10 protein-coding genes are annotated in these 12,279 nt (G+C 72.4%); 5 read left to right on the top strand and 5 right to left on the bottom strand.

What is annotated here, in order from left to right; all coding sequences use genetic code 11:
* Nucleotides 1–278: 278 nt before the first annotated feature.
* Together ACIRJP_RS04495 and ACIRJP_RS04490 are read left to right on the top strand one after the other, a co-directional pair.
* Entirely contained in the window at nt 279–791 is a 513-nt protein-coding gene (locus ACIRJP_RS04495; protein ID WP_404168042.1) for a DUF3574 domain-containing protein, read from the top strand.
* Nucleotides 792–874: 83 nt separating this feature from the next.
* Nucleotides 875–1,186, top strand: coding sequence for a hypothetical protein (locus ACIRJP_RS04490; RefSeq protein WP_404168040.1), 312 nt, complete (start codon nt 875–877; stop codon nt 1,184–1,186).
* Between the two features lie 29 nt (nt 1,187–1,215).
* On the opposite strand, the gene ACIRJP_RS04485 is transcribed toward ACIRJP_RS04490, so the two are convergent.
* From ACIRJP_RS04485 to ACIRJP_RS04475, 3 genes are all read right to left on the bottom strand, one after another.
* Entirely contained in the window at nt 1,216–2,520 is a 1,305-nt protein-coding gene (locus tag ACIRJP_RS04485; RefSeq protein ID WP_404168213.1) for an SWIM zinc finger family protein, read from the bottom strand.
* 11 nt (nt 2,521–2,531) lie between these two features.
* The gene (locus ACIRJP_RS04480) at nt 2,532–5,480 is read right to left on the bottom strand and encodes a DEAD/DEAH box helicase (protein ID WP_404168038.1); all 2,949 of its coding nucleotides are present in this window, start codon (nt 5,478–5,480) and stop codon (nt 2,532–2,534) included.
* Nucleotides 5,481–5,570: 90 nt separating this feature from the next.
* On the bottom strand, nt 5,571–6,575 hold the full coding sequence (locus tag ACIRJP_RS04475) for a slipin family protein (RefSeq protein WP_404168036.1): 1,005 nt from the start codon (nt 6,573–6,575) through the stop codon (nt 5,571–5,573).
* A gap of 243 nt (nt 6,576–6,818) precedes the next feature.
* Between ACIRJP_RS04475 and ACIRJP_RS04470 the strand changes: the two genes are divergently transcribed.
* A complete protein-coding gene (locus ACIRJP_RS04470) occupies nt 6,819–7,166 on the top strand; it encodes a hypothetical protein (protein ID WP_404168034.1) in 348 nt (115 codons plus the stop codon).
* 37 nt (nt 7,167–7,203) lie between these two features.
* On the opposite strand, the gene ACIRJP_RS04465 is transcribed toward ACIRJP_RS04470, so the two are convergent.
* Together ACIRJP_RS04465 and ACIRJP_RS04460 are read right to left on the bottom strand one after the other, a co-directional pair.
* The gene (locus ACIRJP_RS04465; protein ID WP_404168032.1) at nt 7,204–7,911 is read right to left on the bottom strand and encodes a class I SAM-dependent methyltransferase; all 708 of its coding nucleotides are present in this window, start codon (nt 7,909–7,911) and stop codon (nt 7,204–7,206) included.
* 55 nt (nt 7,912–7,966) lie between these two features.
* Complete coding sequence (locus ACIRJP_RS04460; protein ID WP_404168211.1) at nt 7,967–9,178, bottom strand: PucR family transcriptional regulator; 1,212 nt, start codon at nt 9,176–9,178, stop codon at nt 7,967–7,969.
* 193 nt (nt 9,179–9,371) lie between these two features.
* Between ACIRJP_RS04460 and ACIRJP_RS04455 the strand changes: the two genes are divergently transcribed.
* Both ACIRJP_RS04455 and ACIRJP_RS04450 read left to right on the top strand, forming a co-directional pair.
* Nucleotides 9,372–10,268: an SGNH/GDSL hydrolase family protein gene (locus ACIRJP_RS04455; RefSeq protein WP_404168030.1), complete on the top strand. Its 897-nt coding sequence runs from the start codon at nt 9,372–9,374 to the stop codon at nt 10,266–10,268.
* Between the two features lie 6 nt (nt 10,269–10,274).
* Nucleotides 10,275–12,266 (top strand): hypothetical protein, encoded by a 1,992-nt coding sequence (locus tag ACIRJP_RS04450; protein WP_404168028.1) that lies wholly within the window; start codon nt 10,275–10,277, stop codon nt 12,264–12,266.
* Nucleotides 12,267–12,279 lie beyond the last annotated feature (13 nt).

Here is a 12,279-nt window from a genome sequence, read left to right as displayed (position 1 = left end):
GGCGATCGGTGCCTCGGGGCGCAGCGGGATTTCACCGGCTCCCCGGACCGGACCGTACGGGTGGTTTCCGCCGGGCGCCCATGTCCTTGCCGCTGTCCGGCGGGGACCGCTTGTCACAGTGAGGCCCGCGTGTCCGCGCCGCGCGGTCCGCGGGCTCCTCCCCGGCATCGCCCGTACGGACACCACGCGTGTGCGGACACCACTCGTATACGGACGCCATCCGTATCCGGACACCACCCGTCACCGCCTCCACCAGGCGCCGAACGAAGGGCCCCGCCTTGTCCCGTATCCCCCGCCTCACCGTTGCCCAGGGCCGCACCGGCCCGAAGAAGCGCGCCGCGCTGACCACGGCGGCCGTCGCCCTGGCCGTGCTGGCCGTGGGCACGCCCGTCGCGTCCGCCACGCTCGACGACGAAGCCCCGGCCTCGCGCTCCGAGGCGCCGGCTCTTGCCGCGCACGGGAGTGCGTACATCGAGACCCGGCTCTTCTTCGGTACCGAACGCCCCGACGGCGGCCCTGATGTGACGGATAAGCAGTTCCTCGCATTCATCGACGAGGAGGTCACGCCGCACTTCCCGAACGGGCTGACCATCCAGGACGGCCGGGGGCAGTGGCGGGACTCCAACGGGGTCATCGAACGGGAGCGCAGCTACGAACTGATCCTGCTCTACCCCGCGTCCGAGGCCCGCGTGCGCGATGCCCGGATCGAGCGGATCCGTGACGCCTACGAGAACGCCTACGCCCAGGACTCGGTGGCCCGTCTCGAAGAGCGAACGACCGCCGACTTCTGACCCCCCGGACTCGGCCCGGCCGGGGTACTGTGCCCCGGCCGGGTACGGGACCGTACACACGCGCCGAACGGGGGACGATCCACATGGGCACGCCAGTACGCCACTTCACGGCCACGACACCGGACGGTCAGGTGTTCACGGTCAACATCGAGCGGGACTTCCGGTACGACCCGTACCGCGACTTCCTTGTCTGCACCCACTGCGACTGGTCGCCGTCGCTGCTGACCATGAAGAAGATCGTCGACATGGCCCGGGAGCATCTGGCATCGGTGCACGGTGCCGACCAGGGCCTGTCCCAGCAGGACAACGAGGGGTTCCGCAAAGCAAGGCTGATCATGCTGCCGATCACCGCCGTGCTGCTGATCGCTCTCTTCGTCTATCTGCAGAACTCCTGAGAGCGGGGTGGTACCGGTGCCGGCCGGATTCAACCCCCGCTGAGCTCCATGAGCGCGCTCACCGGATCGGTGTCCGGAGTGGCGCGGGGCCACCAGTCGTCCTCGCCCGGCTCGGATTCGTAGCCGTACCAGCGTCCGTCGTGACCGAAGCGGAGCTGGAGTGTGCCGCCGGGATGGGTGAGGTGGTTGCGCCGGGGCTGGAAGCGGGGGAAACCGGCGGCCGCGAGCGCGGGGCGGGCCCGGTCGAAGGGGCCCGCCGGGGGGTCCCAGGGGGTTTCGAGGACGGCCAGCCCTCCGGCACCGCCCTGGCGCCAGGCCGCGACGGCACGGGCCAGGTCGGTGGTGGTGCGGCCGGTGGCGTATGCCAGCTCGCGGTAGAGGGCGCGGGTGGTGGCGGTGAGCCCGGCGGTGGGACGGGACGCTGCCAGCCGTACCGCGTCCTCCCAGGGGGTGAGTCCGGCGAGCGGGTCCAGGCCGGTGGTGAGGAGCGCGTGCGCGCGGGCCGCCGCGTCCGTGGCGAGGTGGTCGAGGGCCAGCGGGTCCCGTGCACCGGGCAGGCTCGGGTACGAGGGCGGCTGCGCGGGGTGCGGCAGCACCGGGAGCGGGGCGGGGAGCGGCGGGAGATAGCGGTCGGCGAGGACCTCGCGGGCCGGCACCGAGGGGGTGGCGGGGGCCGCGGGGCGTTCCCGCGCGGAGTGGGCGGCGTTGCGGCGGCCCAGCTCTTCGAGGAGCTCCCGTTCGCCCCGGCCGCGCAGCAGCAGGAGGACGAAAGGGTCGGTGTCCAGGAGTCGCGCCATCTGGTAGCAGAGCGCGGCCACGTGCTTGCAGGGCCAGCCGTGGTCGGGGCAGGAGCAGCCGGGGTCGAGGTCCCCCGCGGCAGGCAGCAGTGCGATGCCGGCCTCGGCCGCCGTGTCGGCCAGCGAGTGCGGCATCTCCTTGGTGAGCAGCGCGGCGAGGTGGCCGGGCCGGGCCGAGACCGCGTCGAGGAAGGTGTCCCAGTCGGGATCGGCGAGGGTCCGCAGCCGCAGTTCGCAGCGGTAGGGGCGGGGCCGGCTGCCGTGGACGTAGGCGACGACGCGACCGGGGGTGACGGTGATCGCGGCTACCTTGCCGCTGTCGGCGTACGCGCGGCCGCGGGAGAGCCGGGCCTCGTCCATCGAGAGGGATTCCAGGGCGGCCACCCAGGCACGGCCCCACCAGCTGTCCGCGAAGGGTTCGTCGCCGTCCCCCGTGCGGGGCGGTACGGCCTCGAAGGTGCGCCGCAGGTCGTCGGGGCCGGGGCGCGGGCGGGCGACGGGACGGGGGTCGTGGCCGGTGTGCGGGCGGGGGCTCATGGGGCGGGGGCTCATGCCGGCCTCCGGAGCGAGACGAGATCGGCCAGGTCACCGTCGCTGAGCTCGGTCAGCGCGGCCTCGCCGGTCCCGAGGACCGTGTCGGCCAGCGCCCGCTTGGCCTCCAGCAGCTCACCGATCCGGTCCTCGACGGTGCCTTCCGCGATCAGCCGGTGCACCTGCACGGGCTGTGTCTGGCCGATGCGGTACGCCCGGTCCGTGGCCTGTTCCTCGACGGCCGGGTTCCACCAGCGGTCGTAGTGGATGACGTGGGCGGCCCTGGTGAGGTTCAGTCCGGTGCCCGCCGCTTTGAGGGAGAGCAGGAAGACCGGGACCTCGCCGGACTGGAAGCGGTCCACCATCCGTTCCCGTTCGGCGACCGGTGTGCCGCCGTGCAGGAGCTGGGAGGGGACGCCGCGCGAGGCGAGGTGGGCGGAGAGGAGCCTGGCCATGGTCACGTACTGGGTGAAGATCAGGACCGAGCCGTCCTCGGCGAGGATCGTGTCGAGGAGTTCGTCGAGCAGGGCGAGCTTTCCGGAACGGCCGACGAGGCGGGTCGGCTCCTCCTTCAGATACTGCGCGGGGTGGTTGCAGATCTGCTTGAGCGAGGCCAGCAGCTTCATGATCAGGCCGCGCCGGGCGATGCCTTCCGATGCCTCGATGAACGCCATCGTCTCGCGGACCGCTGCCTCGTAGAGCGTGACCTGCTCGCGGGTGAGGAAGACGGGGTGGTCGGTCTCCGTCTTGGGCGGCAGCTCGGGGGCGATGCCCGGGTCGGACTTCTTGCGGCGCAGGAGGAAGGGCCGGACGAGGCGCGAGAGCCGTTCGACCGCTTCGTCGTTGGCGAGCCCGGCGGCTGTGCCGGTGTTCTCGACGATGCGGGCGTGCCGGGCCCGGAACGCCTTGAGGGGGCCGAGCAGCCCCGGGGTGGTCCAGTCGAGCAGGGCCCACAGCTCGGAGAGGTTGTTCTCCACCGGGGTGCCGGTGAGGGCGACCCGGGCCGGGGCCGGGATGGTGCGCAGCGCCTTCGCCGTGGAGGACTGGGGGTTCTTCACGTGCTGGGCCTCGTCGGCGACTATCAGGCCCCAGCGGTGGCCGGCCAGTTGGGCGGCACTGGAACGCATCGTGCCGTACGTGGTGAGGACGAAGCCGCCGCCGGCCCCGGCCAGGGTGCGGTCGGTGCCGTGGAAGCGGCGCACGGGGACACCGGGAGCGAAGCGGCTGATCTCCCGGTGCCAGTTGCCCAGCAGGGAGGCGGGGCAGATCACGAGGGTGGGCTCGGGGCGGGCGCGGTGCAGGTGGAGGGCGATGAGCGTGATCGTCTTGCCCAGGCCCATGTCGTCGGCGAGGCAGCCGCCGAGGCCGAGCGAGGTCATCCGGTCCAGCCAGGCCAGGCCGCGCAGCTGGTAGTCGCGGAGGGTGGCGTCGAGGCCGGGCGGCGGGGCGATGGTGGTGTGGTCGGCGGTGATGCGCTCGCGGAGCGCGGCCAGCGCGCCTACGGGCACTGCTTCGACCTGTTCGCCGTCCACCTCGGCGGTGCCGGTCAGGGCGACGGCGAGGGCGTCGACCGGATCGAGCAGGCCGAGCTCCCGCTTGCGTGCCTTGCGTACGAGCGCGGGGTCGACGACGACCCATTGGTCCCGCAGCCGCACCACCGGGCGGTGGGCCTCCGCGAGGATGTCCATCTCCGCCTCGGTGAGCCGCTCGTCGCCCAGCGACAACTGCCAGTCGAAGGCGAAGAGCTGCTCGGCGTCGAAGAACGAGGTGCCGTCCGTGGCCGAGCCGGGCGCGGGCCGCACGACGGCGGAGGCGGTGAGCGAACGGGCCAGCTCCCTGGGCCAGTGCACGCTCACCCCGGCCGCCGCCAGCCGGGCTCCGGCATCGCCGAGCAGCTCGTACAGCTCGTCCTCCGCGAGGGCGAGCACATCGGGCACCGGCTGGTCGAGCAGTCTCTCCAGCGGCGCCCAGACGCGGGCGGCGCGGCGCAGGGCGAGGACGGCGTCGATCCTGGCGCGCGGGCCGAACGGCTCGCCCGCCCCGCCGTTCCACAGCGCGGCGGCGTCGGTGACGTAGGTCGGATCGGCGAGGCTGTGCACCTGGGTGACGGCCGCGGCGGCGTGCCGCGCGGCGCCGGGGCTGTCGGGGCCGGAGGCGTCGGCCCCATGGGGACCGGTGGCATCGGAGGCGTCGTACGTATCGGCTGTGTCGAAGAGTTCGTACGCCGACAGGTCCAGGCGCAGCGACACCCGTACACCCGCGTCGAGCCCGGACGCGACCTCGACCGCCCAGTCACGGGCTCCGGGCAGGTGCTGGGCCTCGCGGGCCGCGAAGGGCGCGCCCATCGCGTACGCCGCAGCGGGCGTACGGGGCAGGGTGTCGGCGACCGCGTCGAGGAAGGATCCGAGCAGCCACCGGGGGTCGGGGAGCCGGAGCGGGGTGAGATCCGGCAGCGGTACCGCGTGGCCCTCGGCCGGCATGGCGGCGGCGATCGCCCGGAGATGGGCGATGTCCTCGGCGTCGCGCGGGCCGGCTCGCCAGGCGTCGTGGTCGTCGCCCGTCAGACCGGGGAGAAGTCTGCCGCGCGCCGCCAGATTGAGCGCCTGGAGCGCGGCGGCGCCCCAGCAGCGCGTGGCGGGGTGGGCGGACTCCTGGTACCGGGCCCGCATCAGCAGCGGCAGCGCATCGGCGACGGGCAGCAGCACCGCGGGCACCGTGTGCCGACGGACGCCGTCGCCCTGCCCGTGCCTGCGGACGACGGTGATCCCCGCCGTACGCGCACCGGGCGCCGGACTCCCCGGGTCCACGGGGTGTGCGCAGAGGACGCCCGGCTCCGGGAGGGGGCCGCCGAAGGGATCCCAGAAGGCGACGCTTCCGTCCCTCGGCAGCGGCGCGGGCAGGAACACGGCGGCACAGCGCAGGAGACGGACGGTGGAGGCGTCCTGCTGCTGCTGTGCCGTGGTCATCGGTCCCCCTCCCCTCCCGTGCCGGTCCTCTTGATCGCCTTGATCCTCATGACTCCTGCGAGTCTAGGCGGGGGGTCCGACAACCGGTCCTCAGTGCTTGGCCAGCGGCTTCGGACGCGAGGGCCCGGCGGGAACAGCGGCCGGAGGCGGTGGCGCGGGCATGGGCGCGGTCGCCGCGGCCGACTGCTGCGGCGATCGCGGCTGGGCGGGGCGCTGCGGCGGGGCGGGGCGGGGAGCCTGTGCATGGCGCTGCGGCTGCGGTTTGGCGGCGGCGCTCGGCGGGGGCGGCGCCGGCTGCTGCGCGGGCGCAAGCTGCTGCCGGCCGGGCGTCGGCTGCTGCTGTGCCCGCTCCAGGAAGCGGAGCAGCTCCACCGGGAACGGCAGCACCAGAGTGGAGTTCTTCTCCGCCGCGACCGCCACCACTGTCTGCAACAGGCGCAGCTGGAGCGCGGCCGGCTGGGCGGACATCTCCCCCGCCGCTTCCGCGAGCTTCTTCGATGCCTGAAGCTCGGCGTCCGCGTTGATGACCCGTGCCCGCCGCTCACGGTCGGCCTCGGCCTGGCGGGCCATGGAGCGCTTCATGGTCTCCGGCAGCGAGACGTCCTTGATCTCCACCCGGTCGATCTGCACGCCCCATCCGACCGCAGGGCTGTCGATCATCAGCTCCAGACCCTGATTCAGCTTCTCGCGGTTGGACAGCAGATCGTCCAGATCGCTCTTGCCGATGATCGACCGCAGCGAGGTCTGTGCCATCTGCGACACCGCGAACCGGTAGTCCTCGACCTGGATCACGGCGCTCGCCGCGTCGACGACCTTGAAGTAGATGACCGCGTCCACCCGCACCGTCACGTTGTCCCGGGTGATCCCGTCCTGCGCCGGCACCGGCATCGTCACGATCTGCATGTTGACCTTGCGCAGCCGCTCGATGCCGGGGATCACCATGGTGAACCCGGGTCCTCGTACATCGTCACGGAGCCTGCCGAGCCTCAGCACGACGCCCCGCTCGTACTGCTTGACGACCTTGGCCGCCGCAGCCAGATACAGCGTGCCCACCGAGGCCGCCGCCACTATCGCGATCACGAGATCCTGGACCATGTCGGCCCCCTGAAAGCCGAAAACTGACAGAATGCGACTGAATCAAACGAATTCCGTGAGAGTCGCGAATTATATGAATCAGCCGTTGTTACCACGGTATGCCCAGTCTCAATCAATAGGAACACGGACGGGCCCCCGCCCTGCGCGACACTCCCCCGCCCGGCCGCGCACCGGATGCCGGGGCACCGGCGAGGAGGCAGGGTTTCCGGCGTCAGCACGTACTCCGTAGACGAGGACCCGCCCATGCCCGTGATCGCTCACCGACGCCGCCGCCTCGGCATCGCAGCCGGGACCGCGCTCCTGACCCTCACCGTCGCGGGCTGTTCCGGCCTCGGCCGGACCGCGGTCGGGCCGATCACCTACACGACCGAGCGGGGCGCCGTGATCATGGTCAACAGCCCGTCCGTGAAGGGCTGCCACCGCCTCGCCCCCTCGGGCGCCAAGGCGGTGAACAACAACACCCTGGTCGACATCATCCTGTACCGCACACGCGACTGCACCGGCCCGGGGACGACGTACCTCGCGACGACGCTCAGCGATGTCAACGGGCTCTCCGCGCTGCCGTGGCGCAGCTACAGCACGGTCCACTAAACCGGACAACCGCGTTCGGTCGACCACGGTCCGGCGGCTACGCGGGCACGGCGCGCACCCATATTCCGTCGTCCGTGAGATACCGGTCGACGGTCAGGCCCGCCGCCGCCAGATGCCGTTCGAACTGTTCCTTCGACAGCTCCCGCGAGCGGAACGTCTGGGTCCATCGCGCGTCGTCGAAGATGTACTCGGCATGCACCGAGTCCACCCCGTCCCCCACGGGCCGGGCGGAGACGATCCGTACGGTGTACCCGCCCGGGTATCCGTCCTGATAGGTCCTCTCCCTCGGCAGGTTCGTGCGGTAGTCGGCGCCCTCGCGCTGGAAGAGCACGACGCCGCCGTCCTTGACGTGCTTGCGGCAGGTCCGCAGCAGCCCGTCACGCACCCCGTCCTCGCTCGCGTGCACCAGGAACGACGCCAGCATCACCACGTCGAACCTCTCCTCGCCGAGGTCCAGCGACTCGATGGGGCTCCGCACGGTGCGGGCGCCCCGGACGTGCTCCAGCATCTGAGCCGATTCGTCCACGGCGGTGACCTCGAAGCCGCGCTCGATCAGCGGATGGGTCACCCGGCCCACGCCGCAGCCAAGTTCCAGAATGCTCGCCCCGGCGGGCACGGCCGCCGCGATCACGTCCGGTTCGTCGCGGACGGGCAGACGTCTGTACAGCTCGACCGCGCACCCGTCCGGGGTGATCGCGCCGGGTCCCGTCCCTGAATACCCCTCACGCACCAGTTGTCCGCTCATGTATGGACGAACGTACGGTCGTTGACGATGGTTCCGTTCCCGTTCTCCTTCCCGTTCACAGCGAACGACGGGCGACCAGGGCCGCGCTGATGTGCTGGAGGTCGGCCGAGCGGGCCGGTGAGAGCCCGGTCAGCCGGTCGATGCGGCGGATGCGGTAGTCGACGGTGTTGGGGTGGATGTGCAGGGCGGCCGCGGTGGCCCGCCGGTCCAGGCCCAGTCCGAGATACGTCTCCAGCGTGCGCAGCAGCTCCGGCTTCGCCTCCAGCGGCCGCAGCAGCTGCGCGAGCCCGCGCAGGGCCTCGCTGGGCCGGCTGAGCTGGTATTCGAGCAGGACATCGGCCAGCCGGTACAGGCCGGGCGGCCGGCCGGTACGGGCGACCAGATCGACGATCTCGGTGTTGCGCGCCACGGCGGCCGGCACCGCCTCCGGTCCGGCGGTCTCCGCGGCGGCGGTGATGGGGACCCCTGCGGCGCGGGTCGCCTCCTCGATCAGCTCGCACAGCCCGCCGGGTCCGTGCCACGGCGGCGGCTCGGCGACGGGCAGCAGCACCGTACCGCCGGAGGCGTCGAGGGCGGTGAGTGCCGGCGTACCGGCGAAGTGGTCGAGGGCCGTGCGGACCCGGCGGATCTTGCGCCGGGCCGCGACACCCGCCCCCGGCCCCGGTGACTGGTTCAGCTCGTCGGGGTGCGGGCCGAGCGCGAGCGTCATCGTGAGGTAGCGGGCGGCCGGGCGCAGCCCGGTGCGGTGGGCGAAGCGGTCCAGGGGTTCGCCGGTCAGCAGGGCGGCCATCAGGGCGTGCCGGCCCCCGTGTTCCTGGCTGTCGAGGATCTGCCGGGCCTCCAGGTACGCGCTGCTGACGGCGGAGGTCAGCTGCTGCTGGAGGACCATGATGCGGTCCATGATCTCCAGAACGGTGGCCAGATCGCCGGGCAGCGCCCCGTTCGCGGCCTCCTGCCAGCACATCGCCGTGCCGACCTGGTAGGCGGTGAGGATCGCGTCCAGCGGCACGCCCTCCTCGGCGCGCTGGGCCGCCGAGTCCCGCTGCTGGGCGAGTTCGGCGTCCGTGGCGGGGCGGCGGTGCTCGACGACGTCGGCGAAGAGCCGCAGATTGTGCTGGACGATATCGGCGATGTCGCCGGAGATCTCCTCGTGCGGCAGATCGGCGTAGACCGGCAGATCGGCCAGCAGCCGGGCGACGACACGGCCGGTCAGGGCCGGGACCCGGGCGCGCAGCTGCGCGGCCACCGGGCGCCCGGCGATGGACAGCGGCCGGCCCTGTGGCCCGCCCGGGACACCGTGCTCCCCCGTGATCACGAGCGGCCGTTTGTCACGCGTCACAAGTTCCCCCGCAGAAGTCTGCGTTACCCACCAGTTAAACGACGGCAGTCGAGTCTGCATGATGACCGGCGTCACACGCCATGCCACGTTCCGCCCCCCACCGTCGGAGGATTCCGTGAACATGCCGCAGAACAAGGTCATCTGTCGTCCCGTCAGAACCATCCTGGGTGCGCTGGCCCTGGCCGGCCTGGCCGTGGGGACCGGTGCGGTCCCGGCTTCCGCGGCCGGTACGTACGACACCACGTCCTATGTCGCGCTCGGTGACTCCATGGCCTCGGGACCGCTCATCCCGGACATCACGGGGCCGGTGGCCTGCGGCCGTTCCACGCACAACTATCCGCACGAACTGGCCGCGCGCCTCGGTGCGTCGCTGACCGACGTCACGTGCAGCGGCGCCTCCTCCAAGCACATGACCGAGAAGCAGTCGCTGTCGCTGCTGGACATCCCGATGGGCTCGGCCCCGCCCCAGTTCGATGCGCTGCGCGCGGAGACCGACCTGGTGACGCTGACCATCGGCGGCAACGACGCCGGTCTGGTCGGCATCGCGCAGAAGTGCACCACCCTCGACCCGAACGCCACCCCGTGCAAGGAGAAGTACAACGAGGGCGGTGTGGACCAGGTGGGGCAGCGCATCGCGGAGTTCGCGCCGAAACTGGGCGCCGTACTGGACTCGATCCACCAGCGTTCGCCGCAGGCCCGGGTGGTCGTCACGGGGTACGGCCTGTACATCAAGCCCGGCGGCTGCTGGCCACTGCAGCCGGTCCTCCCGGTGGACGCGGACTTCCTCCAGGGCAGCGTCGACCGGATGAACGCGGTGATCGCCCAGCAGAGCGCCGCGCACGGGGCCGAGTACATCGATCTGGCCACGCCCAGCAAGGGCCACGACTCCTGCCAGGCCCCGTCGGACAAGTGGGTCGAGGGCTACGTGCCGACCGCGGCCGCCGCCCCGCTGCACCCCAACCGCAACGGTGAGGCGAACTACGCCGCCATCATCGGCGCGCACCTCCAGGGGAGCTGACCGAAGTTGCTCCATCGCCTGCTGCGCGGGCTGCTGGCGGCGGCGCTCGGCGCCGCCGCCCTGCTCGTCCCGGACGCCTCCGAGGCGCGGGCCGCCGAGGTGTCCGGGCCCGGCTGCGACCCGCTGGCGCCCGTCGAGTGCCTGCTGCCGTTCCCGAACGACTGGTACACCCGGCCCGACCCGGCCACCGACACCGGCCGCCGCGTGTCCTTCGGCGCCACCACCCTGCCGCGCGCCACGGCCGGCCGGACCGTCGACCCGACGGCCTGGAACCGGTCCGACGGCTTCTCCCCCGGCTCGACCCTGATCGCGCACGTCCCCGGCCTCGACCTGGCGGCGACCGGCGCGGCCCCCATCACCGACATCGGCCGCTCCCTGGCCCCGGACGCACCCGTCGTACTGCTCGACACCCGGACCGGCGAGCGGTGGCCGTACTGGGCGGAGCCGGACTCCAACGCCACCGACCCCGCGCGCCGGGCTCTGCTGATCCATCCCGCGCGCAATTTCCGCGACGGTCACCACTACGCCGTAGCCCTGCGGAACCTGAAGGACGGGGCGGGGCGGACCGTCCCGGCCGCCGAGCCGTTCGCCGCCGTCGCCGGGAAGCCACTGCCCGCCGGGCATCCGCTGCACGCCCGGCAGCATCGGCTCCGCCCGGCCCTGAAGGCGCTGCGCAGGGCCGGGGTCCGGTCCGAAGGGCTTAATCTGGCCTGGGACTTCACCGTCGCGAGCACCCAGAGCCTCACCGGCGACCTCTTCACCATCCGTGACGACGCGTTCCGTCGGCTCGGCGGCCGCTCCCCCGCGTTCACCGTCACCGGGGTCACCGACTTCACGGCCGAGCAGGACCCCCGGATCGCCCGCGAGGTGACCGGCCGGATCGAGGTCCCCAGCTATCTGGACCTGCCCGGCGGCCCGCCCGGCTCCGTACTGCACCGCGGCCGCGACGGCCTGCCGCGGCGGCTCCCGTCGAACACCCAGGCCGCCACGTTCCGCTGCGAGATACCACGCGCCGCCTTCCGTGCACCCTCGCACCCCGCCCTCTACGGGCACGGCCTCCTCGGCCGCCGCTCCGAGGTCGGCGCGGGCAACGTCAAGGCAATGGCGGCGGAGCACGATTTCACGTTCTGCGCGACCGACTGGATCGGGATGGCCGAGGAGGACATACCTGTGGTCCTCGGCGCGCTCGCCGACCCGAACCTCTTCCCCGCGGTCCCCGAACGCAGCGAACAGGGCATGCTGAACGCCCTCTTCCTCGCCCGCGCCCTGATCCACAGCGACGGCCTGACCACCGACGCGGCCTTCCGCGACGCCGACGGCCGCCCGCTCGTCGACATCCGGCACGGCATCGGGTACGACGGGAACAGCCAGGGCGGAATACTCGGCGGCGCGCTGGTGGCCGCCTCGTCCGACATCCGGCGCGGGGTCCTCGGCGTCACCGGCATGAACTACGGCCTGCTCCTCAACCGCAGCGCCGACTTCGCCCCGTTCCAGCAGGTCCTGGACCTCTCCTACCCGGACAAGCTCCGCCAGCAGATCGTCCTCCAGCTGTTCCAGATGGTGTGGGACCGAGGCGAGACGAACGCGTACGCGAACCACCTCACCGACCGCCATCAGGTGCTGATGCACATCGCGTACGGGGACCACCAGGTCGCCAACGCGGCGGCCGACGTGGAGGCGCGCACCGTCGACGCCCGGCTGATCGCCCCCGCGCTGGCACCGGGCCGCAGCCCGGACACCGTCCCGTACTGGGGCATCGGGACCGTCACCCGCGACCAACTACCTCACCGGGGCTCCGTGATGACGGTCTGGGACAGCGGCACGCCCAGCCCCCCGCTCTCCAACACGCCGCCGACCGGGCCGGGTTACGGCCACGACCCGCACTCCGACCCCCGCAACTCGTCGGCCGCCCGTCAGCAGAAGGCCACCTTCCTGACCACCGGCCGTGTCATCAATGTCTGCGGCAACACGCCGTGCACCGCCGTCCCCGCCTCCTGACACCCCCCACCTC

The organism is Streptomyces sp. NPDC102437 (genome assembly GCF_044765565.1).
Taxonomy (GTDB): Bacteria; Actinomycetota; Actinomycetes; order Streptomycetales; family Streptomycetaceae; genus Streptomyces.
This window is presented reverse-complemented; position numbering and strand designations above follow the sequence as displayed.

Coding starts and splice junctions, on each gene's coding strand:
- ACIRJP_RS04490 (WP_404168040.1), top strand. CDS start 875: ATGGGCACGCCAGTACGCCACTTCACGGCCACGACACCGGACGGTCAG.
- ACIRJP_RS04485 (WP_404168213.1), bottom strand. CDS start 2,520: ATGAGCCCCCGCCCGCACACCGGCCACGACCCCCGTCCCGTCGCCCGC.
- ACIRJP_RS04480 (WP_404168038.1), bottom strand. CDS start 5,480: ATGACCACGGCACAGCAGCAGCAGGACGCCTCCACCGTCCGTCTCCTG.
- ACIRJP_RS04475 (WP_404168036.1), bottom strand. CDS start 6,575: ATGGTCCAGGATCTCGTGATCGCGATAGTGGCGGCGGCCTCGGTGGGC.
- ACIRJP_RS04470 (WP_404168034.1), top strand. CDS start 6,819: ATGCCCGTGATCGCTCACCGACGCCGCCGCCTCGGCATCGCAGCCGGG.
- ACIRJP_RS04465 (WP_404168032.1), bottom strand. CDS start 7,911: ATGAGCGGACAACTGGTGCGTGAGGGGTATTCAGGGACGGGACCCGGC.
- ACIRJP_RS04455 (WP_404168030.1), top strand. CDS start 9,372: ATGCCGCAGAACAAGGTCATCTGTCGTCCCGTCAGAACCATCCTGGGT.